The following is a 21,528-nucleotide window of genomic DNA, read 5'->3' as shown; positions in this document are numbered from 1 at the left end:
GGCGGGCGTATGCTTGCCCTGCTCCGCTCATACTCGCACGCGATTTCGTTCCGGATGATCATCCCACACCTGTTTCGCAGGGACTTACTGGAGTCCATTTTCAGCTCGTGCCAGTCTGTCATATTCAAAGGGCTTTCTGCCTGCTGAATTTTGGACAAGGATCTCGCCTCTGTGCGCCTGATTTTCGTGCTGCCATGCCTGCTGGTCGTTTTGAACTGGCTCTGGCCTTTGCCGCTCTCCCCTGTCACAAAAATTCTGGCCACTGGCTTCCTTTTCATTGGATCGCAGTATCATTACTGGGCACGCCTTTCTTCTGGCTCACCACTCCTTCCGGAGTTTCCACGCCCTCTGATCATTCTGTTTAACTGGGCTTTCAGTGCGATTGCATTCCTCGCTCTGTTCCAACTTGCTCTTGATCTGGGAGTGTTACTGGTCGCAGTTGTGCAGTGGCGGTGGGTGTCTATTCCAGTCATTGCCCGCGTAATAATCGGGGCTTGCTCTACCTTGTTGGCGGCAATCGGGGTTGCCAATGCAATCAAGCTTCCCACGATAAGGGAGGTGACCGTCACCATCTCCAACCTTTCCGCATCGTTTGATGGTTATCGGGTGTTACAATTGACGGATCTGCATCTAACCCGTCTTTTTCCTGAAGCCTGGGCACGATCCGTCGTGACGAGAGCCAATGCGGCTGATGCTGACCTGATCGTCGTTACAGGCGATTTCATTGACGGTTCAGTGGACATGCGGCGCCGAGATATTGCGCCCTTGAAGGAACTGCACGCGCCAGATGGCATCTTCGCTGTACCCGGCAATCATGAATATTATTTCGATTATGAAAGCTGGATCGAGCACCTTGAAAGTCTGGGTATCACGATGCTCCTGAATACCCATAATGTGCTAACGCGTGGGAGCGATCATCTCGTTGTGGCAGGTGTGACAGACCTTTCTGCGGCCCGTCATGGTCAGGTTGGACCTGATCTTGGAGCTGCACTTGCGGGTATTCCCGCTTCCGCACCTGTTATCCTGCTGGATCATCAGCCCCGGAACGCCCGAACAGCTGCGGAGCGCAGCGTTGCTCTTCAGCTTTCGGGCCATACCCATGGTGGCATGATCCTAGGTCTTGATCGCTTGGTTGCCCGAGGTAATGAAGGCTTTGTCTCTGGGCGGTACGACCTGGGCAACATGACCCTCTATGTGAGCAACGGCACGGGACTTTGGCCGGGATTTGCCCTTCGTCTGGGCAAACCATCCGAAATTACGCGCTTTCATCTGCGGGCTGGATGAAGGCTGATTGCGGGTCGATGCATAATGACCCGCTTTCCAGTTCACACTTGTCTTCCGCTCTTTAGGGGAGTGTTTCATCAGGTGATATATCAAGCCGTTTGAGATCTGTGAGCAGCTCTGGCCCAACGGGTTGCCAACCCAGACGTTCGCGTGTGAGCGCGCTGGATGCGGTTAGATCCAGGCCAATGAACATTCCCAGCCATCCAAAATGCTCAGTCGCCTTTTCACGTGGCAACGAAATGACGGGTAAGGAGAGCCTCGCCCCCAAGGTCTCAGCTATTTTGCGAACTGGCACCCCTTCTTCAGCAACAGCATGATAGCATGCTCCAGTTTCTGCTTTGCTTAGTGCAAGGCGATACAGTGCTGCCACATCCAGAACATGTGCAGCTGCAACGCGGTTCATGCCGTCATCGAGATATGCCAATGCGCCTTTCTGCCGAGCAAGCGCGATATAAGGTGTTAAAAGACCCTGACGCATGGTGTCATGTACCTGCGGCAGACGGACGACCGAGACATTGACGCCTTGCTCCAGGAGTTTTCTGCCCGCAAGTTCGGAGGCTACGCGCGGGTTGGGGCTATGTTCGTTAAATACATTCTCTATTGCTTTCTCACCCGGAAGCGCGCTCCCCATCCCTGTGCCCGAGGTGATGATTAATGGCCGGTTAGAGCCACTTAGTTGTGACCCGAGCGCTTCGATTACCCGTCGATCCTTTTCGCAATTTTCGACAAAACGCGAAAAATCATGATCGAAGGCTGTGTGTATTACTGCATCCACTTCTGCTGCGCCCGCACTCAGGCTTTCGGGCTCTTCGAGGGTGCCACGATGGACTTCAGCACCTTTCGCCCTAAGCCATTGCGCGCCTGAGTCCGAGCGCGTCAGGCCCAGCACTTCATGTCCGGAAGACAGAAGTTCGTCCAGGATACGTGCGCCAATAAATCCGGTTGCGCCTGTTAGAAATATCCGCATGGAAATGTCTCTCTGGATTGTCGGAGACGATACCGTGCCCTAAAATCTGTCCTGTTAAAGTAGTGATTTTATCATGGTATAATCTTCAACAGGATCAATATGAGCTCTGATGGTGGCAATGCTCTGGGCGATTTTCTGAGAGAGCGCCGGACACGCCTTGATCCTGTGGTGTTCGGTCTAAAAACAGAACGTAGACGCACACCCGGGCTTCGTCGTGAAGAAGTTGCGCAGCGCTCAAACATATCCCCAACTTGGTATACGTGGCTCGAACAGGGGCGCGGGGGTGCGCCCTCGAAAGATGTGCTCGAGCGCTTGGCGACAGGTCTTATGTTGACTGAGGTCGAGCGTGAACATCTTTTCATTCTTGCGCTTGGGCACCCGCCGGAAACCCGATACAAGGAACATCGTGGCATCACGGCGCGCCTGCAGCATGTTCTGGATGCAATGCCGTTCACGCCCGCTACAGTGAGAACGGCAACATGGGATGTTATCGCCTGGAACAGGGCTGCAACCATATTGCTGACTGACTACGGCAAGCTTCCACCCGAGCAGCGTAATATTCTGCGACTGATTTTCTGTGAAGCACGTGTTCGGTCCGCACAGGAAGACTGGATGGCTGTTGCACGTTATGTGGTGGCGTCGTTTCGTGCAGATGCAATTCGTGCCGGTGCCTCTCGTGAAATCACGCGGTTGGTTGCAGAACTTTCAGCGGAAAGTCCGGAGTTTGAGAAGCTCTGGCGTGATAATGACGTCGTGGGCCAAGGGGATGGGATCAAACGACTTCATCATCCTGCTCTGGGAACTCTGGAGCTGGAATTTTCCCATTTTGGCATTGAAGGTCGCTCAGACCTGACAATGACGACGTATCATCCAGCAACACGCCAGCAAGCCCTCCGGGTACAATCTTTCATCGAAGCCCGCATAACTGCGGAAGAAGTATCTCTTTGATTTTGGAGAGAAGGCCTCATTGCCTCTTTACAGACAAATCCTTTTGGATGCTGTTCAACAGCAGAAAGCTGGAGGCTAAGGCTCAGACGCGCTGCGTTAAACCATGAACAAGACGGTTATTTCTATGATGAAAGCCACAACAGGAAGAGCGACACCCACAAACAGTAATCGCGAGCGATCCTGACAAAGCGCAATGCCTATGAGCGCTCCTGCGATAACGCCAGATCCCATAGGGACAGAAAGCATGATTTCATACCCTGTAGAGCTTCCCCACAGGCTGTTTGGAAAGTCATCTCCCAGCGCCAAGGAGATCCCCATAAGGAACATGCCCCATATAGGATACGTACCAATTACGGCGATAATTGTAACCGCTAACCCGCCCCAGAACCTTAAATCACGCAAGCATCCAACTAACGTTTTGGGAGGTGGCGAAGCTGGCTGTTGCGCGTTCATCGTGCGAGCGTAGAGCAGAAATAGAGCGGCGCTCAAGCGACTATTTTCGTTGTTAAAGACGCCTTCCCTTGTACTGAACTCAGGCTTTATAGCCAGAATATTACGCTTGCAGCGAGGCAGATGGCTGAGAAGAGAACGGTGCCGCCAGTCTGTGGGGCGGGCAAATATGATCTCGATGCGGTTGCGTCTTTTGTATTTTCGCTAGTGGCATTTTACTGTTTTTTTACGAGATCTTTTTTTCGGAATGCAGGGGCTGTCTCTTTTTTTCTTTAGGGCACCCTTGAACCAGTTAGTATCATAACACCCGTCCGCCAGCATTCACTGTGTCTTGCTTGAGGCTGTTTTACTTTCGAATAAACTAAATTAATTGAGCGCATTAGCTTGATAATATTTGATAAAAACTGTGGGAATATGGCAAAAAAAAGCCATTTCAGATGGTGGGCGCGACAGGGATTGAACCTGTGACCCCTGCCGTGTGAAGGCAGTGCTCTACCGCTGAGCTACGCGCCCATCTGATCTTCGGCGGCTTCTATCAGGGGGATTTTGATATGACAAGTCGCTTTTTCGACATGCACAGGCCTTTCTTCAAACTCATTCTGAGGGCAGATCGTAATTTATAACTTTGAGGTCAGTTATAATGCGTAATCCCGGGTTGGACTGTCTGAGAGGATTGGCAATCCTTCTGGTGATTGGGAATCATCTTGGTATCCGTATTGGCCTTGCTGATACTGCTCTGGCCAATGTTCTTCCTCATTAGTTGTTGATGGCGCTGAATTATAATGGTGGTGAAGGCGTCACGATTTTCTTTGTGCTGTCTGGCTTCCTTATTGCAACGCGCGTCATGCAGTGCTGGCGGATCACTGGATAATATTCAGGCAGTACCTTTTATTCTTCATCGTGGCGCACGTATCTTGCCCTGCCTTCTGGGGCTTTTGGCCGTAATCGGTATTTTGGACTGGATGGGTTTCAAGGATTACTCCTTCACCAAGCCCGGACAGAGTTTTCTTGGGGCTGCTACTGCAGCTTTGGGGCTATATTTTAACGTCTGGCAGGCTAATCACGGATGGAGTGTGGCAGGGATAACAGTTCTCTGGTCTCTCTCGATTGAAGAACTGTTTTACTTGGGCTTTCCTTCGCTATGCCGTGTGCCAAAGCGTATTTTAGTTGCCATTCTAGCGTTACTTTCAGTCATTGATCCACTGTATCACTCACAGCTTCATGGCAATGAAATCTGGCGAGAGCAGGCCACACTGACGGGCTTTGGGACCATCGCAATGGGTGTTCTCGCAGCAATCATCGCTCCAACCCTCCAGATCTGTTTCGATCATGATCGGTACTGGAGGTGCATGCCTGATGCTCGCTGAAATATTAGCTCCAGCGGCGTGGTGGCACGCCGTGGGTGATACGATGTTCGCCATGCTGATCATGGGCACAGCTATGCTGGTTATGGCATGTCATTGGCTACCGATGGTTGGCGGTGTCAGATCGTGGTGGCTGCGAAGGATGGGGCAGCTTTCCTATGAAATATACCTGACCCATATGTTTGTTGTTATGGCAGCAGTCCGACTGTTCAGGGCCCATGACTTGCCCTTGGCTCAGGGATGGATGGTTTATCCAATCTGCCTTGTCTTGATCTGGTTACTGGGCGAAGCAATTTTCCGCCTGTTTTCACGCCCTGTGGCAGCATTTTTGGACCAGCATTTCGTTCGTCTTCGTAAATCTGATGCTGGTCCAGTTTCTGTTTAAAAACCAAACATGTGGTCCAGCGAAAATCCTCCATGCCCGTTGTCCAGCCCATGATAACCAAACAGGCGGCAGGTAAGGTCACGGATCAGCACGTATCCACCCTCTCCTGCCCGTTTTAGATGGGCACCATCAAAGAGTTCGTGAGGTCGCACCGTAAACGAACCGGACGGAGCGATATGGATTGTGGTCTCAGCGATCAGGCTGCCATCTGCCCCATGCAGGAGAAGAACTGTTTCGGATTTTGAAGTTCCCTCAATGGAGGCAGGGTGAATCAGGCAGCAGAAGCTGCGTAGTTCTGAATGGCCGAGCTTGAGGAACAGGCGCGTTGTCAGTCCCGGCGGTGGGCCTGAATATGACTGTGGCTCCGAACGCCATGTCATGAGTGTATTGAAGATGTGTGCCCCGAAGCTTGTTTCTGCTGCATGATCACTTTCACGGTTGCGATACCGCATGAGGGCATGCAACCAGCCGTCGCCTTCTCCGCCATCGCGAAAGTCATAAACAAGATCGGCATGGCCCGGACGGTCTGTCAGATCATGAAGAGCAATCGCAGTCGAATGATCTCTCGGAAGGTTTCCCAGAAAGTGTGATGCCGTCTGCATGCCGTTTTCATCGAAGATGTCCAGACGGACTGGAAGTGTCTCCAGAGATTCAGACATGGGGTTAGGCTGTATAAAGCTTTCGAAATGCTTCGGATCCAGGATTGGGAAAGGCAGCAGAAAACCACGGCCTAGAGATGGTGGAAAAGCTTTTATCGCTGGATCTGGACGCAGATTATCCCGCTCAACATTCAGATGCGCGATGCGTGTCCGCCCACGCTGCTCGATTTCATAACGTGGTCGCACAAGGTGGCGTCCTGAGCGCATCTCAAGCTGAGCTGGCCATGTCAGGTCCGGAAACAGGGCGTTAACGTCTACGGCATAGGTTTCAAAGGGGCCTATTTCGCGATCTACCCCGCGATGATCTTCGTGGCCCATTGGGTTGAACGTGATGGCGCCTTTGGGAATTACAGTCGCGTGGCTGTTCTGTATCCACACACGCAGTTTCTCATCCCCTTCAGGAGCGGGGAGCGTTGCGTACCGCACGGATGGCCACGCATTCGCGTCATGCGTGACTGATAGGCTCTGGTCGCCGTTCTTTCCCCAGGTATCCAGAGCATATTTTACCACGTCATGCCCGCGTGCACCGAGGACATGAATGAAAAGCTGTCCCGTGAAAGCTGGGAGGTCGAAGCGGGTACGTACCTCGGAGCTGTCCACAATGATACCAGATGCCGGATCTTCGACTTTCTGTTCCCAGTTCGCGATGATCTGGCCAGTGTGATCGTAGAGCTGCATCCAGTAACGGAGATTTTCAGCTCCATAGCTGGACCAGTAATTGGCCGTCACCAGACGCGTGGCGAAGCGGTCATCATCGCGGAAAAAAGAGAAGTTCGTCGCGAAGTTGAGACGATCAAGGTACGGACGACCTGTAACAATCATACTATCCGGCAGTCGTGCCGGTGCAAGAGTATGAAGCGTTCTGCTTCTCAGTAGCCCGTCAAGACGTGTGCGCATTTTTTCGTCTTCAAACGAAAGCGCAAGCACCAGATCCGCTTCAGTGTGTGGAAGATCCACCAGTGCGCGTTTTGTTCCGCCAAATCCGTCCGGAAGTCCAACCTGCTCGGTATCATGCACGTAGATGCATGCCGGGCGTAGCCCGGGATACAGGGCCGCGAGCGTTCGGGCAGTGTCATCGGGATCATATACCGCGAGAGTTTGCCCCGCGAATGCCTGCTCCATCGCAACCAGCGCGTTTGCCGCAACCGGATGTGCCAGCGCCTTGTAGAGCACATTTCCACCCTGAGGGCCGAAAGTACGGATATCGAGCATGTATGGCCCCCTTCAGAGCTTCAGACGTTGGCGCATTTCTCTCGCCGCAGATGGTGTGTCGTCAAGCGGCTGCGCAGACCAGGGTTCCACATCGGAGCTGAACGGGCGGATACGCCCAGCTTTCTCAAGGGTATCGATGAAGCGTCCGATCCGTGCAGAACGCCCCGGCAAAGGCAGGATCAGCACCGGTGCAGTCGTGGCCGCGGCTTCAGAGATCATGGAAACGCTATCTGTCGTGACGGCGATCATGTCCGCACAGGCCAGCATACCCATGTAAGGATTTTCGGCCCCTGCCCCCGTCAGGATGCGAACTCCCGCAGGTATGAGTTTCCTGTGTAGAACGTCGAGGGCTTCAACCCCGGTGCGCCTTGATGGAGTCAGGACAACCTGATGGTCATGCCGTTGCATAAATTCGAGCAACAATGTTGCGATCTGCTCCGCATCGGCAGGATCAAATGAAAAGCGCCCATTAGCCCCTCCCGTCAGGACACTCAGTAATGGGCGCTGATCGAGCTTGAGGCGCGAATTCCATTCACTGCGCGCTAATGCAAGCTTCTCTGGCGTTACGGGATGAAGGGCATTGCGTGACACCAGCACGTTGGAGCCAGAAATGCCGTCATGCGTATTGGCGACAACGATATCGAAGCGGGAGAGAGAGGCTCTCGGGTTCTGGATCTGCACCACAGGAATGTTATGTTTTCTGCTAAGTGCGGCTCCTATGATGCCTCCTGTCCCGCCAATGCTGATCAACACGTCAGTATCATCGGGGCAATCGATATGATCGATGCGCCTTAACGGAGATGGCCAGAAGCGAGCAGGCATGTGATTCCATGGAGAGTGAATGCGGACTGCCCTGAATTCCCAGTCAAATCCCGCTTTTTCCGCAAGTCCCGCGCCCTGTGCACGCATCCCGGCAAAGTCCTCGGCGATGATGAGTGCTTTCATGACGGAGCTCCGAAAAATGACTGATGAAGGAAGGTATTTCCCGAACTGCCGGAAATTTGGCAAGAAGCGCAAATGACAACGCCCGATATGCCAGCAGACCTGCCTCCCGCGAATCCTGAAAGCTTCGATGCGCTCGGGCTTATTTCGCCCCTGCTCGCCGCGCTTCAGCAAGCCGGCCACAAACGACCCAGCGCCATCCAGCAACAGGCTATCCCGCCTCTGCTTGAAGGACGTGATGTTCTTGTCGCCTCTCAGACAGGAAGCGGAAAGACGGCTGCGTTCGCTTTGCCTATCCTGCAAAAACTCTCCCAGACAAAGCGCGCCCATGGGCCACGTGCATTGATTCTCGAGCCAACCCGTGAGCTTGCCGCACAGACTGCGGCCGTCTGCCGGATGCTGGGGCGTCAGCTTTCACTACGTACCCGAGTGGTCTGTGGTGGAACATCGCGTGAACAGCAGCTTAAATCCCTCGCAGATGGCGTAGATATCGTCGTTGCAACGCACGGGCGTCTGCTGGATCTCGTCATGCAGGGTGATCTGGTTCTCGAATATATCAGCTTCCTTGTGCTGGATGAGGCTGATCGCCTTCTGGATGAAGATTTCTCGGAGAGCATGAACGCGCTCGTCCCCTATCTCCCGGAACACCCGCAGACAGTTTTCTGTTCCGCGACGCTACCTGAGCCTGTTATGGCGCTCGCAAAGCGCGTTACCCGCGATCCTGTGCGTGTTGAGGTTTCGGAAGAGACCTTTACCCCCAAGCGTATCCGTCAGCGCGCTCTGTTCGTGGACAGGACAGACAAGCCCGGTGTGGTGCTGAAGATGCTCAATGCCGTCGAAGGACGCTGTATCGTTTTCGCTCGTACGAAGAATAATGTAGATGCGCTTGGCAAGCTCCTCCGTCAGAGCGACGTGAAATGCGAGACGCTGCATGGCGATCGGTCCCAGGGGGCGCGTAACAAGGCTTTGGACAACTTTCGCCGCGGTCGTGTGCGGGTTCTTGTGACCACTGATATCGCGTCCCGTGGACTTGATATTCAGGATGTCGAACTCATCATCAATCTGGACATGCCAGACACTCCCGAAGCCTACGTGCATCGTATCGGCCGTACTGCGCGTGCTGGAAAAAAGGGGGTGGCGTTCTCTCTGATTGATGCTGACGAGCGTCTGCGCCTGCGCGAAATCGAGCAGCATATCGGCTACCGCGTTCGTATCACGACTGATGACATTCTGGACCGTTGATCTGCGTCGTGGGTTGCTCGCGATGTGAAGACTTTGGCGACATCCCGGAACGTGATTAGAGTGGGGGTATGACAGACCCCCGCTCCATTCCCGCCGATAGTGTGGCGATTCTCTCCGCGCTTGTGTCTTTTGATACGACGAGCCGAAATTCCAATCTACCACTGGTGGAATGGATAGAAGAATATCTTGAGCATCACGGAGTGCGCTTTACGCGTTATCCTGGTGGTGACGATGGAAAGTGGAATCTGCATGCATCTATCGGGCCGGATGAAGCAGGCGGAATTGCCTTCTCAGGCCATCTGGATACCGTCCCTGTAGACGGTCAGGACTGGACGTCCGATCCCTTTATCCTAAGGGAAGAAAATGGCCGTCTGTATGGGCGTGGCGCTGCAGACATGAAGGGTTACGTTGCCTGCATGCTCGCCGCAATACCGGATATTCAGGCGATGGAGCTGTCGCGACCCGTTCACCTGCTCTTCACATGCGATGAAGAAATTACGTGTAATGGCGCACGTGAGCTGATTGCAGATCTGCAAAAGGCTGGTCAGGTCCCGGCCCTGTGTGTCGTTGGCGAACCCAGCCTCATGACCCCGATCATTGCTCATAAAGGCCGTTTTGCCGTCCGTGTGAAATTGACCGGGAAGTCGGGTCATTCGTCGGGTCCACAGCATGGGCGCAATGCCCTTCACGCGATGGGCCGCGCGATTGCTATTTGTGCGGATCAGGCAGAATGGTTCGCAACGCAAGGCCGGCGTGTGGAGGGATTTGACCCGCCATATACGTCAATGCAGGTTGGGCTTGCGGCTGGTGGCGCCATTTTGAACATCATTCCCGAGCATGCATGGTTTGATGTGGAATGGCGTAACGTGCCCGGTGATGAAGGGCCGCAGGCACTGGAGCATTTGCAAAGCGCACTAGCCCCTCTGGATGCCGTTCTGCGCAACGATAATCCTCAAGGCGGCATCACATATGAAATGCTGGTGGATCTTCCTCCGCTGTCCCTCTCTGAGGAGCATCTCCTGACGGACGTGACCCGACAGATCACCGGGAGCAACACAACCGGGTATGTTTCTTACGGAACAGAGGCCGGTATCTATCAGCGTGGCGGTATGGAGAGCATCGTCTGCGGGCCGGGTGATATTGCTCAGGCCCATCGTCCGGACGAGTTCATTGCCATTGAACAGTTGCAACGATGCGACCGCGCCATTCGCACTTTCGCACGACGTATCAGCGCTACGCCATGAGTTGTAAGGCAGGGTTGCGTCACCATCCGATCCGTATCCGTCAGCCGCAGTTGACGGAACAGCTTCCGGGTACAGGGCGTCCTGCCGAAATTTTCAAAATCGATCTGCCGCTTCCGGACCTGTCTGCATGGCAGGGAGGAGCACATGATATTCCGGGCGTGTGTATTTTCGATTCAGGGACCGCTGGTCCGGAGATCGTGGTCTCGGCTCTTGTCCACGGAAATGAGTACGCCGGAGCATGTGCTCTGGAACGATTGCGACAGACCAATCCTGTTCCCAGATCAGGCCGACTGACCCTCATTCTTGCGAATCTTTCTGCCTTCAACGCTTTCGATCGTACACGCCCTCTACATTCCCGATACTGCGATGAAGACCTGAACCGAGTCTGGCATCCGGGCAGATTGTCTGGTCATGAGCATTCGCTGGAGCTTGATCGTGCAAGGCGGATTAGACCCTTCATCCAGCGCGCGGATCTTTTGCTGGATATTCACTCCACGCTCTGGCCATCTGAGCCATTGTTCATTGTCCCGCCCCGTCCGCGGTCAGTGGAACTAGCCTGCGCTTTGGCCTCGGGCAAGGAACTTCCTGCGCTTGTACTGACCGATCTCGGACATAATGGTGGCCCCCGTCTGATCGAGGAAGGACACTTCATGTCCGCAGGCGGAACCGGGAGAAGCTGTCTTCTGGAGGCAGGTCAGCATTGGGAGAAAAACACGGTTACAGTGGCTGAGGCTGCAATCCTGCGCCTTCTTGAGCAGGCCGAAAATATTCACTTAGCCGGAAAATCGTCAGAACTAGATCATCCTGCAGTGACGGCGATCGTCACAGACAACGTTCTGGCGCGCAGTAGTGACTTTACGTTTGTGGAGCCTTGGGTGGGAGGAAAAAATATCCCCCACGCAGGGAGTGTCATTGCGCGTGACGGTGATGATCTGATCTGCACGCCGTATGACAACTGCCTCCTGATCATGCCCAATCATCGCCCCAGACGTGGGCAACTGGCGGTGCGCCTCGCGAGGATATGCACCGCCAGCCAGTCCTGATTACTCAGGCGGAAGCGCGGTCATAAATCGGGAAGCGGCGGCAGAGAGCCTTCACTTCTTCATGCACGCGCTGTGCAACAGCTTCGGCATTTTCGTCTTCGAGCGCTGCAGTCAGAACTTCATCGATCATACGACCGACTTCGCGGAACTCAGCCTCACCAAACCCGCGTGCAGTTGCTGCAGGGCTGCCCAGACGGATGCCAGACGTTACGAAAGGCTTCTCTGGGTCGAACGGAATTGCGTTCTTGTTGGCCGTGATGCCTGCCTTTTCAAGGATGGCTTCGGCAAGCTTGCCTGTGACCTTCTTTGGGCGAAGATCAACAAGGATCAGATGGCTGTCTGTGCCGCCTGTGACGATGTTGAAGCCACGATTCTGAAGTTCATCAGCAAGTGCTGCTGCATTAGCTTTCACTCGCTGCTGATACTCACGGAACTCGTCTTTCAGAGCCTCGCCGAATGCTACGGCCTTGCCTGCGATCACGTGCATCAGCGGGCCGCCCTGCAGTCCAGGGAAAACCGCAGAATTGATCTTCTTGGCAATGTCGGGGTTGTTGGTCAGCACAATACCGCCACGTGGCCCACGGAGTGTCTTGTGGGTTGTGGACGTTGTGATGTCTGCAAATGGCACCGGGCTTGGATAGAGACCTGCTGCAACCAGACCGGCAAAATGCGCCATATCCACCATCAGAGAGGCGCCAACTTCGTCCGCAATCTTCCGAAAGCGTGCGAAATCAATGACACGCGGATAGGCAGAGCCACCAGCAACAATGATGCGCGGCTTATGCTCGCGTGCCAGACGCTCCATCTCTTCGTAGTCGAGAATGCCGTCTTCGCCACGCACACCGTACTGAACAGCGTTAAACCACTTGCCGGAGTAATTCGGTGCAGCGCCGTGGGTCAGGTGTCCACCGGCAGCAAGGCTCATGCCCAGAACGGTATCGCCAGGCTTACCCAACGCCATGAAAGCAGCCTGGTTCGCGTTGGCGCCAGAATGCGGCTGGACATTGGCGAATTCTGCACCAAAGAGCTTCTTGAGGCGCTCGATGGCAAGCGTTTCGACGCGATCCACATCTGCGCAACCGCCATAATAACGCTTGCCCGGAAGGCCCTCGGCATATTTGTTGGTCAGAACAGAGCCCTGAGCTTCCATCACGGCGAAGGAGGCCATGTTTTCGGAAGCAATCAGCTCGATGCCGTCCTGCTGGCGTGTCAGTTCGTCATTGAGAATGGCCGAAACTTCGGAATCGACTTCTGCGAGAGGGGCATGAAAAAAACGCTTCAGTTCGGACTGGCTGGCGTGTTCTGACATCGTGGTCCATTCTCCAAAATGAATTCGGGGTCGTCACTATCGCAGAACGCCCGTATCAGCAAAAACAATCCGCTCTTTTCCAGCCTTAATTTCCCAGCAAGGAACTTTCATGATCACTTCGCTCTGGCGGACCAAACCCGTGTCCCCGGAAGCCGATACCAAGGGTGGGCTCAGGCGTGTGCTTGGGCCGTGGCAACTCATTGCCCTTGGCGTCGGCGTGACCATCGGTGCAGGCCTGTTCTCGCTTACAGGGGTCGCGGCCGGTCAGAACGCAGGACCCGCTGTCGCGATCTCATTCATGGTCGCTGCCATAGCATGTGGTTTTGCTGGCCTCTGCTATTCCGAACTCGCAGGCATGATACCCTCCGGTGGCTCAGCCTATTCCTATGCATATGCCTCAATGGGCGAGCTGGTGGCATGGATCATCGGTTGGGATCTGGTGCTGGAATACACAGTGGGTGCCGCAACTGTTGCGGCAAGCTGGTCGGGGTATGTCGCGTCTCTGCTGGCGGGCTGGGGGATCAATATTGATCCCAGACTTCTTGCAACGCCCATGACCCCCGTGACGCTGCCCGATGGATCAGTGGTCAACGCATGGTTTAATGCCCCGGCCGTTTTCGGAATCTGGATCGTTTCTGCCCTTCTGATGCGGGGTATGAGCGAATCGGCGCGTGTGAATGCTGTGATCGTGGCGATCAAAGTCACCGTCGTGGCGCTCGTGATTGTACTGTGTGCGCCTCATATACGCTTGGAAAGGTATCACCCGTTCCTTCCGGCTAATACGGGTGAGTTCGGCCATTTCGGTGTCAGCGGTGTGATGCGTGCTGCGGGAATGGCGTTTTTTGCCTATTTAGGGTTCGACATCATCTCGACGGCGGCTCAGGACAGCCGGAACCCGCGACGTGACATCCCGTTGGGTATCATCGGCACGCTCATCATCTGTTCGCTGACATACGTGACTTTCTCTCTCGTCCTGACGGGTGTGGTCGATTACCGCTCGATGGCAAACGATCCGAGCCCCGTGGCGACAGCTATCGACGTTGCACATATTTCCTGGCTTAGCAGTTTTGTGAAACTCGGCATTACCGCTGGATACATCTCGGTCCTGTTCGGGTTGCTGCTCGGTCAGGCGCGCGTGTTCATGGCCATGTCACAGGACGGGCTGCTTCCAGGGGCGTTTGCAAAGCTCAACCAACGGACACGAACTCCGTGGACGTCCCATGTCATTTCAGCCTTGACCAGCAGCCTGCTGGCAGCAGTTTTGCCAATTGCCGAGCTTGGGAACATGACCTCCATTGGCACCCTGCTGGCGTTCGTGATCGTTTGTGTGGGCGTCATGTTCCTGCGTCATCGCGCACCCGAACTGCCAAGACGGTTCCGTGTTCCGGGAGGCGCTATAATACCGGTCCTTGGAATACTGTCCTGCGGCGCAGTCATGGTGTCTCTCGACATTCTCACATGGCTCCGGCTCGTAGTATGGCTCGCGGTCGGACTGGTTGTTTATTTCTTCTACGGCATTCGCCACAGCCGTCTGGCCATGTCGAAAAGATAGGAGCATGATCCGGGGAATGACGAACTCTGCATTCCCCCTCTCCCGTCCGCGGCGCAATCGCCACGATGATTTCACCCGCCGTATGGTTACCGAGCATCGCCTGCATGTCGATGATCTGATCTGGCCCATCTTCGTCTGCGAAGGTGAGAAGCAGTGCCAGAAGGTGACCTCCATGCCGGGCGTTGAGCGCGTTAGCCTCGATATGCTGGTTGAGCACGTCCGTCCCGCCGTCGAGCTCGGAATCCCGGCAGTTGCCATTTTTCCCATTACGCCCGTTGAACTACGTGACGCAGAGGGCAACGAGGCGGTTAATCCCGACAACTTGATGTGTCGTGCTGCGAGGGTGCTCAAGGCCGCATTCCCCAAGCTAGGGCTGATTGGTGACGTCGCGCTTGATCCATATACGGATCATGGGCATGACGGCCTCATTCAGGATGGTTATGTCATGAATGATGAGTCAGTTGAGCTCTTGCGTCTTCTGGCTCTGAATCAGGCCAATGCGGGCATCGACATCATCGCCCCCTCAGACATGATGGACGGCCGCGTAAAAGCCATTCGTGAAACGCTTGATGCCAATGGCAAAGTGACAACGCGCATCATGGCCTACACTGCAAAATACGCATCAGCGTTTTATGGGCCCTTCCGTGATGCGCTTGGATCGGGTGGACTGCTGACAGGCGACAAAAAGACCTATCAGATGGATCCTGCGAACACCGATGAAGCTATGCGTGAAGTTGAGCAGGATCTGCGCGAAGGCGCGGACATGATCATGGTGAAACCTGGGATGCCCTATCTGGACATTATCCGTCGTGTTCGGGAACGCTTCGAGGTCCCAACATTCGCGTATCAAGTCTCAGGCGAATACGCGATGATGATGGCCGCCATTCAGAATGGTTGGCTTGAGCGTGATCGCACAATCATGGAAAGCTTGATTGCCTTCAAGCGTGCTGGTTGTAACGGCATTCTGACATATTTTGCACTTGATGCAGCCCGCCTGATACGTGGCTCAAACTGAACACGCGTCAGCTTAGAGGTGTTCAGGCCCATGCCAGTGGTCTGAACGCCGAGACACAGGCTGCAAAGATCTTGGAGGGAGTGGGTCTTAAGGTGCTTGCGCGTCGCCTCAGGACACCCTTCGGCGAAATAGATCTGATCGTCGCAGATGCGGAATGGGTCATCGCTGTTGAAGTCAAGCAGCGGAAGACACTCAAAGAAAGCGCCGAGGCCCTGAGCCAAAAGCAGTCACAACGACTACTGGCGGCTTTCGATTATGTCCTGAGCGTGCGGCCGGAATGGGGCAGACCCAACACGCGATTTGATCTTGTGGTTGTGGACCAGAAAGGCAGAACGCGACGCATACAGGATGCGCTACGAGCGTTCTAGAAGATCAGGTATGATGGCGGGTGTGGTGATGCGCGGCCGTAACGCCAGCATGCGCATGGTAGCGATAGGCAACGGTACGAACGGCTGCAGTATGATGGGTGTTATAGGCTATACGGGAGTGGCTGGTGTGGCTGCTAGCGAAATGTCGCATCGCTGGGTGGTGATAAACCGGTGTTGCGGTCAGAGCATCCAGAGTTAGTTTGCTGGCTTCCCAGTCGGTGATGACGCGTGCCTGTGCCTTACCGCTCATGCAGAGCCCAAGACCCAGAACTCCAAGAAACATTTTTCCGACCAGATTTCGCGCCATCGACTTTGCCCCATTCCCAATGAATGCAGGCATCGTATGCCGTAAAATCATACCTCGACAAGCGCCAATGATCATCAAAATGAAAAAATCAAGGTATTGCCATTTTTGAGATGTTTATGGCGGCAATGTGGCAGGTTGACGGAGATATATCGCACTCCCCGGCCCTCAAAGGACCGGGGATTTGACAGAAATCAGGCGCTTGCTGTTGCGATGCCTTTTTCGGCCATCAGCGTTTCAAGCTCACCGCTCTGATACATGTCGCTCACGATATCGCAGCCACCGACAAATTCACCCTTGATATAGAGCTGTGGAACGGTCGGCCACTGGGAGAAATCCTTGATGCCCTGGCGCAGTTCTGCGCTTTCAAGAATGTTGCAGGTCTCGAAGGGTACGCCCAGATGATTGAGGATCTGCACAACGCGTGCTGAGAAGCCGCACTGCGGAAAGAGCTTGTCGCCCTTCATAAACAGCATGACCGGATTAGCGTCGATCAGAGTCTGGAGGTGCTGGAAGACGGGTTCGGACATCGGAGTTTCCTTTTGTCGCTCCCGGCGAGGGGTATGAAATTGATCTCGCCGGAAGAGCAGGTAGTGCAGAAGGGGATGGATGCCCCAGGTTTCAAGGGGTCAGTGTTTTCAGTGCCATGGCATGAAGCTCGGTTCCCATGCGGGTTCCAAATGCTTCGTAAACCAGCTTGTGCTGGGCAACCCGAGTGCGCCCGCGAAAAACTTCGCTGACAACGGTGCAGGCGTAATGATCACCATCTCCAGCCAGATCTTCAACGGTAATCTGAGCATCGGGGATAGCTGCAAGAATCGTACGTTCGATTTCAGAAGCGGTCATGGGCATGAATTCAGGCTCCCTCACCCATGAATTTAGGAAAAAACGCCTCATTGATTTCGCGCAGTCTGCTTGCAGAAACAGACATGCCATCGGCCATCTTCAGGCTGGTGCCCTTGGAATGACCGAGCTTGCGCGCAGGAACATGAGCTTTTTCGGCTGCTGACAGCATAGCCTTCGCATTCTTGGTCGCGATGACATAGCAGGCCTGATCCTCGCCATACCAGAAAGCGTGTATCGGCAGACCGTGCGGGGGCGCCAGAAGTTCACAGCCCACACCGCTCGCCATCACCATTTCCGCGATGGTGATCATCAGCCCGCCATCGGCAATATCATGACAGGCAGCGACATGCCCTGCTTCAATCTGAGCGCGCACGAAGTCGCCGTTATGGCGTTCCGCAACCAAATCAATGCGCGGCGGCGCACCTTCTTCCTTATGGCAGATTTCACGCAGCCAGAGCGACTGCCCGAGTTCACCACGAATTTCACCAACCAGCACCAGGTCATGGTTATCCGGCATCGCAAGACCGATGGATTTCGAGGCATCGGCAATGACACCCAGAGCTCCGATAGCAGGCGTTGGCAGGATTGCCTGTGCAAGCCCTGTTGGGGAGCGTGTCTCATTGTAAAGCGAGACATTACCGCTCACGACCGGGAAATCGAGTGCCCGGCATGCATCGCCCATGCCCTTAATTGCATCGGCGAACTGCCCCATAATTTCCGGGCGCTCAGGATTTCCGAAGTTCAGATTGTCGGTTACGGCCAGTGGCTTCGCACCGGTGGCCGTTATGTTACGCCATGCTTCGGCAACAGCCTGGGCGCCGCCAGCTTTTGGATCGGCCTGACAATAACGCGGTGTGCAGTCTGTGGTCAGCGCCAGACCCAGCCGTGTGCCATCAACGCGCACGATGGCAGCATCCGCAGCGCCGGGGCGACGCGCGGTGTTACCACCGACCGAGCCATCATACTGATTCCAGATCCATGAACGCGATGCCAGATCAGGGCAACCGATTAGCGTAAGAAGAGCATGCTCAATACCGACGGGATCAGCAGGTGGGCTGATGTGACGTGGAGGCTCAGCATGAACCATCGGGCGATTATAAATCGGGGCTTCGTCAGCCAGCGGAGCAAGCGGAATATTTGCCTCTGTCACTCCGTTATGGATAACCGTGATGTGACCGCTATCCGTCAGCTTTCCGACAATCGCGAAATCCAGCTCCCACTTCTCGAAGATCCGGCGTGCTTCTTCTGTGCGCTCCGGCTTGAGAACCATGAGCATACGCTCCTGGCTTTCGGATAGCATCATTTCGTACGCTGTCATGTTCGGTTCGCGCTGAGGAACAGCATCGAGATTCAGCTCAATGCCCACGCCGCCCTTGCCTGCCATTTCAACGGCAGAAGATGTCAGACCAGCAGCACCCATGTCCTGAATGGCCACGATTGCGTCTGTTGCCATCAGTTCAAGGCATGCCTCGATCAGCAGCTTCTCGATGAACGGATCTCCAACCTGCACAGTCGGGCGCTTTGAGGCTGCCTTGTCGTCAAACTCCGCCGAGGACATTGTGGCGCCGTGAATGCCGTCGCGTCCGGTCTTGGAGCCAACATAGACAACCGGATTGCCGATACCTGCCGCAGCCGACAGGAAGATCTTGTCCTTGCGGGCAATACCGACCGTCATCGCATTCACGAGCGGGTTGCCGTCATATGCCTTGTGGAAATTGACTTCGCCGCCCACGGTCGGAACGCCAACGCAGTTACCGTAACCGCCAATTCCTCGGACGACACCATCAACAACACGGCGGGTGCCAGAGTGTTTCGCGTCACCAAAGCGAAGCGCGTTCAGGTTCGCAACAGGACGTGCCCCCATAGTGAACACATCACGCAGGATACCACCCACACCGGTTGCAGCGCCCTGGTAAGGCTCGATGAATGACGGGTGGTTGTGGCTCTCCATCTTGAAGATGGCAGCCAGCCCCTCGCCAATATCAACAACACCAGCGTTTTCGCCCGGACCATGGATAACCCATGGGGCTTTTGTCGGTAGCGTCTTGAGATGAACGCGGGAGGATTTGTAAGAGCAGTGCTCAGACCACATGACCGAGAAGATACCCAGCTCGGCAAAGCTGGGTGTGCGGCCCATAATCGTGAGAAGCTTGTCGTATTCGCCGCCGGTCAGACCAAAGGACTGGGCGAGCTTGGCGTCAATGGTGACTGTCATGCAACCAGAGCCTCCACAAGCCCTTTGAAGAGAGGCACGCCATCTGTCGCGCCGATTTCAGGATCAACCAGGTTTTCAGGATGTGGCATCAGCCCACAGACGCGGCCGTTCTCGCTGAGAATTCCCGCGATCGACAATGCACTTCCATTTGGATTGGCATGCCGGTCATCGTGTGACACATGCCCGGAAGCAGTGCTGTAGCGGAATGCCACGCGCCCTTCGCCTTCAAGGCGCTGAAGAGTCTCGGGGGACGCTGTATAATTTCCATCACCATGAGCCAGCGGCGCGCGGAAGACATCTCCGCTTTTCCAGCCGCGGGTATAGGGTGTGGTCGCGTTCTCAACCTTCAGATGGCAATCCTGGGACAGGAAGCGCAAACCGGCATTGCGCAAAAGCGCGCCGGGAAGAAGGTGTGATTCTGTCAGAACCTGAAAACCGTTACAAACGCCGAGGATGTGTCCACCCTTTTCGGCAAAGCGACGGATTTCAGCCATGATCGGAGAATGTGCGGCCATGGCGCCACTCCGCAGATAGTCGCCAAAGCTGAAACCGCCTGGAAGAACGACCAGATCGAGATCACCAAGGGACGTCTCGTGATGCCAGATCATGCGTGGAGCATGACCTGTAATCAACTTGAGGGCGTGAGCCATGTCGCGTTCCCGATTGGTCCCGGGAAATACGACGATACCTGCCTTCATTTTTTCTCCTCCACGCTGGCGTGGCAGGCGTAGTTTTCGTGGAGGGCACGATATACGGCCTTTCCGGCAGGCTGCGTCATGGCGTCCGTGTTGGCATGAAGCCATGCGACAATGACACCACGAACCTGCTGTGTGCTCTGGGTTTCAGGAACACAGAAAGCTACAGGCGCAGAGCTGTCCTTGGCGTAAGTGTCATATTCCTTGGACCAGACAGCGCTGTCCATGATGCCTGCAATGTAGGCGTCACAACCGATAACGCCGTTTTTGCTCGAACACATTGCACCCAGTGCCTTGCCACTCAGCTTGGACACGCGTTGTGCATGCGCTGTTCCCGTTAATGCCGGCGTAGCGATCAGAGTTGTAAGCGCGAGTGCGGCGGCGAAGCGGATCATGCCACCACCTCTACGCTGTAATCTTCAATGACTTCGTTGGCGAGCAGTGCGCGTGCCATGGCTTCACCCTTGGCAATCGCTGCCGAGGAGTCGTCCGCAGGTACGTCAAGGTCGACCACACGATTGACACGAACTTCACCAAGACCCTGAAAACCAAGGGAGTTCAGGGCGTGGCCGATAGCCTTGCCCTGTGGGTCAAGAACGCCTTCCTTGAGTGAAACATAAACGCGAATTTTCATTGCACTGCCTCCGGGCCCTTCTGATCGCCGTTGCCGGATTCTGGCAAAATTCCCAGACGCCGCGCGACTTCCTGATATGCTTCCTCAACACGGCCCATGTCCCTGCGGAACCGGTCCTTGTCCATTTTTTCGCTGGTTTTGGAATCCCACAGACGGCAGTTGTCCGGTGAGATCTCATCCGCGAGAATGATGCGCATCTCCTCGCCTTCCCACACGCGACCAAACTCCAGTTTGAAGTCCACCAACGAAATACCCACGCCCATGAAAATACCCATGAGGAAATCGTTCGCCCGCAGTGCAAGCGTGTTCATGTCGTCCAGATCGTGCGGCGTGGCCCAGCCAAATGCCGAAATGTGCTCCTCAGAGACCATCGGATCATTGAGCGCATCGTTTTTGTAATAATACTCGACAATGGTACGCGGCAGTCTGGTTCCTTCGGGGATACCAAGCCGCTTTGCCAGCGAGCCTGCAGCCACATTGCGGACCACAACTTCCAGGGGGATGATTTCCACTTCCCGGATCAGCTGTTCGCGCATGTTGAGGCGGCGGATGAAATGAGTGGGGATGTTGATGTCATGAAGCTTTAGCATCAGGTATTCGCTAATGCGGTTGTTCAGAACACCCTTTCCCGTGATGATGCCGCTCTTCGCGCCGTTTCCAGCGGTGGCATCATCTTTGAAATACTGAACGAGGGTACCGGGTTCGGGTCCTTCGAAGAGAACCTTTGCTTTGCCCTCATAGAGCTGGCGGCGGCGGGCCATGAGCAATCCTTGTCGCGTTGTGCCGGAACACTTTGCCTGGGGGATAGGTGCGGCAGTCCGGCAGCGGAGATCGGCCTTTTATAGCATTC

23 protein-coding genes, 1 tRNA gene and 1 pseudogene are annotated in these 21,528 nt (G+C 55.0%); 10 read left to right on the top strand and 15 right to left on the bottom strand.

The features are described 5' to 3' along the window. Positions 1-171: 171 nt before the first annotated feature. Positions 172-1,284, top strand: a complete 1,113-nt coding sequence (locus GWA01_RS05260; RefSeq protein WP_146794701.1) for a metallophosphoesterase — start codon at positions 172-174, stop codon at positions 1,282-1,284. A gap of 61 nt (positions 1,285-1,345) precedes the next feature. On the opposite strand, the gene GWA01_RS05255 is transcribed toward GWA01_RS05260, so the two are convergent. Further along, a complete protein-coding gene (locus GWA01_RS05255; RefSeq protein ID WP_146794699.1) occupies positions 1,346-2,251 on the bottom strand; it encodes an SDR family oxidoreductase in 906 nt (301 codons plus the stop codon). A 99-nt stretch (positions 2,252-2,350) separates the two neighbouring features. Here GWA01_RS05255 and GWA01_RS05250 point away from each other — a divergent pair, with 99 nt between their 5' ends. Further along, complete coding sequence (locus tag GWA01_RS05250) at positions 2,351-3,199, top strand: helix-turn-helix transcriptional regulator (protein WP_146794697.1); 849 nt, start codon at positions 2,351-2,353, stop codon at positions 3,197-3,199. A gap of 96 nt (positions 3,200-3,295) precedes the next feature. Here GWA01_RS05250 and GWA01_RS12990 read toward each other — a convergent pair whose 3' ends face one another. The 3 genes and pseudogenes from GWA01_RS12990 to GWA01_RS05245 form a co-directional block, all read right to left on the bottom strand. Beyond that, a complete protein-coding gene (locus GWA01_RS12990; RefSeq protein WP_186819466.1) occupies positions 3,296-3,445 on the bottom strand; it encodes a hypothetical protein in 150 nt (49 codons plus the stop codon). 293 nt (positions 3,446-3,738) lie between these two features. Next, a pseudogene (locus tag GWA01_RS13205) lies at positions 3,739-3,970 on the bottom strand (IS5/IS1182 family transposase); the annotation flags it as partial. 117 nt (positions 3,971-4,087) lie between these two features. Beyond that, a tRNA-Val gene (locus GWA01_RS05245) sits at positions 4,088-4,162 on the bottom strand. A gap of 401 nt (positions 4,163-4,563) precedes the next feature. Here GWA01_RS05245 and GWA01_RS13200 point away from each other — a divergent pair. Beyond that, positions 4,564-5,016, top strand: coding sequence for an acyltransferase family protein (locus GWA01_RS13200; RefSeq protein WP_228118362.1), 453 nt, complete (start codon positions 4,564-4,566; stop codon positions 5,014-5,016). Continuing rightward, positions 4,979-5,398: an acyltransferase family protein gene (locus GWA01_RS13195; protein WP_229315982.1), complete on the top strand. Its 420-nt coding sequence runs from the start codon at positions 4,979-4,981 to the stop codon at positions 5,396-5,398. The genes GWA01_RS13200 and GWA01_RS13195 overlap by 38 nt, the downstream gene beginning before the upstream one ends. Here GWA01_RS13195 and GWA01_RS05235 read toward each other — a convergent pair. Continuing rightward, positions 5,395-7,269, bottom strand: coding sequence for a hypothetical protein (locus GWA01_RS05235; RefSeq protein WP_146794695.1), 1,875 nt, complete (start codon positions 7,267-7,269; stop codon positions 5,395-5,397). The genes GWA01_RS13195 and GWA01_RS05235 overlap by 4 nt on opposite strands. Before the next feature lie 12 nt (positions 7,270-7,281). Next, positions 7,282-8,214 (bottom strand): mitochondrial fission ELM1 family protein, encoded by a 933-nt coding sequence (locus GWA01_RS05230; RefSeq protein WP_146794693.1) that lies wholly within the window; start codon positions 8,212-8,214, stop codon positions 7,282-7,284. Between the two features lie 72 nt (positions 8,215-8,286). Here GWA01_RS05230 and GWA01_RS05225 point away from each other — a divergent pair, with 72 nt between their 5' ends. The 3 genes from GWA01_RS05225 to GWA01_RS05215 all read left to right on the top strand — a co-directional run bounded on the left by GWA01_RS05225 (position 8,287) and on the right by GWA01_RS05215 (position 11,740). Continuing rightward, entirely contained in the window at positions 8,287-9,453 is a 1,167-nt protein-coding gene (locus GWA01_RS05225; protein WP_146794691.1) for a DEAD/DEAH box helicase, read from the top strand. 68 nt (positions 9,454-9,521) lie between these two features. After that, on the top strand, positions 9,522-10,697 hold the full coding sequence (gene argE / locus GWA01_RS05220; RefSeq protein ID WP_146794689.1) for an acetylornithine deacetylase: 1,176 nt from the start codon (positions 9,522-9,524) through the stop codon (positions 10,695-10,697). After that, positions 10,694-11,740 (top strand): M14 family metallopeptidase, encoded by a 1,047-nt coding sequence (locus GWA01_RS05215; protein WP_146794687.1) that lies wholly within the window; start codon positions 10,694-10,696, stop codon positions 11,738-11,740. The genes argE and GWA01_RS05215 overlap by 4 nt, the downstream gene beginning before the upstream one ends. A gap of 4 nt (positions 11,741-11,744) precedes the next feature. On the opposite strand, the gene glyA is transcribed toward GWA01_RS05215, so the two are convergent. Continuing rightward, positions 11,745-13,049 carry a serine hydroxymethyltransferase gene (glyA, locus tag GWA01_RS05210; protein ID WP_146794685.1) on the bottom strand — a complete coding sequence of 435 codons (1,305 nt, stop codon included), beginning with the start codon at positions 13,047-13,049 and terminating at the stop codon, positions 11,745-11,747. Positions 13,050-13,158: 109 nt separating this feature from the next. On the opposite strand from glyA, the gene GWA01_RS05205 reads away from it, so the two are divergent. From GWA01_RS05205 to GWA01_RS05195, 3 genes are read left to right on the top strand one after another with little or no spacing between them, the layout of a single operon-like run. Then, positions 13,159-14,601 carry an APC family permease gene (locus GWA01_RS05205; RefSeq protein WP_146794683.1) on the top strand — a complete coding sequence of 481 codons (1,443 nt, stop codon included), beginning with the start codon at positions 13,159-13,161 and terminating at the stop codon, positions 14,599-14,601. 16 nt (positions 14,602-14,617) lie between these two features. Next, positions 14,618-15,616 carry a porphobilinogen synthase gene (gene hemB, locus GWA01_RS05200; RefSeq protein WP_146794681.1) on the top strand — a complete coding sequence of 333 codons (999 nt, stop codon included), beginning with the start codon at positions 14,618-14,620 and terminating at the stop codon, positions 15,614-15,616. Then, positions 15,613-15,984, top strand: a complete 372-nt coding sequence (locus tag GWA01_RS05195; RefSeq protein ID WP_306416092.1) for a YraN family protein — start codon at positions 15,613-15,615, stop codon at positions 15,982-15,984. Before hemB ends, GWA01_RS05195 begins: the two co-directional genes overlap by 4 nt. A gap of 4 nt (positions 15,985-15,988) precedes the next feature. On the opposite strand, the gene GWA01_RS05190 is transcribed toward GWA01_RS05195, so the two are convergent. From GWA01_RS05190 to purC, 8 genes are all read right to left on the bottom strand, one after another. Beyond that, positions 15,989-16,324: a hypothetical protein gene (locus GWA01_RS05190; RefSeq protein WP_228118360.1), complete on the bottom strand. Its 336-nt coding sequence runs from the start codon at positions 16,322-16,324 to the stop codon at positions 15,989-15,991. A gap of 158 nt (positions 16,325-16,482) precedes the next feature. Further along, positions 16,483-16,818, bottom strand: coding sequence for a Grx4 family monothiol glutaredoxin (grxD, locus tag GWA01_RS05185; protein WP_146794677.1), 336 nt, complete (start codon positions 16,816-16,818; stop codon positions 16,483-16,485). 91 nt (positions 16,819-16,909) lie between these two features. Next, positions 16,910-17,140 (bottom strand): BolA family protein, encoded by a 231-nt coding sequence (locus GWA01_RS05180; protein ID WP_146794675.1) that lies wholly within the window; start codon positions 17,138-17,140, stop codon positions 16,910-16,912. A gap of 4 nt (positions 17,141-17,144) precedes the next feature. Further along, a complete protein-coding gene (gene purL, locus GWA01_RS05175) occupies positions 17,145-19,349 on the bottom strand; it encodes a phosphoribosylformylglycinamidine synthase subunit PurL (RefSeq protein WP_146794673.1) in 2,205 nt (734 codons plus the stop codon). Continuing rightward, positions 19,346-20,047: a phosphoribosylformylglycinamidine synthase subunit PurQ gene (gene purQ / locus GWA01_RS05170; protein WP_146794671.1), complete on the bottom strand. Its 702-nt coding sequence runs from the start codon at positions 20,045-20,047 to the stop codon at positions 19,346-19,348. Before purQ ends, purL begins: the two co-directional genes overlap by 4 nt. Beyond that, the gene (locus tag GWA01_RS05165) at positions 20,044-20,439 is read right to left on the bottom strand and encodes a Rap1a/Tai family immunity protein (protein WP_146794669.1); all 396 of its coding nucleotides are present in this window, start codon (positions 20,437-20,439) and stop codon (positions 20,044-20,046) included. Before GWA01_RS05165 ends, purQ begins: the two co-directional genes overlap by 4 nt. Continuing rightward, the gene (gene purS, locus GWA01_RS05160) at positions 20,436-20,678 is read right to left on the bottom strand and encodes a phosphoribosylformylglycinamidine synthase subunit PurS (RefSeq protein WP_146794667.1); all 243 of its coding nucleotides are present in this window, start codon (positions 20,676-20,678) and stop codon (positions 20,436-20,438) included. The genes GWA01_RS05165 and purS overlap by 4 nt, the downstream gene beginning before the upstream one ends. Further along, positions 20,675-21,439 (bottom strand): phosphoribosylaminoimidazolesuccinocarboxamide synthase, encoded by a 765-nt coding sequence (gene purC, locus GWA01_RS05155; protein ID WP_146794665.1) that lies wholly within the window; start codon positions 21,437-21,439, stop codon positions 20,675-20,677. The genes purS and purC overlap by 4 nt, the downstream gene beginning before the upstream one ends. Positions 21,440-21,528 lie beyond the last annotated feature (89 nt).

The sequence above is a fragment of the Gluconobacter wancherniae NBRC 103581 genome (assembly GCF_007988885.1).
GTDB classification, from domain to species: Bacteria; Pseudomonadota; Alphaproteobacteria; order Acetobacterales; family Acetobacteraceae; genus Gluconobacter; species Gluconobacter wancherniae.
The sequence above is the reverse complement of the archived record's forward strand: the minus strand, read 5'-3'. Positions and strand labels throughout refer to the sequence as shown.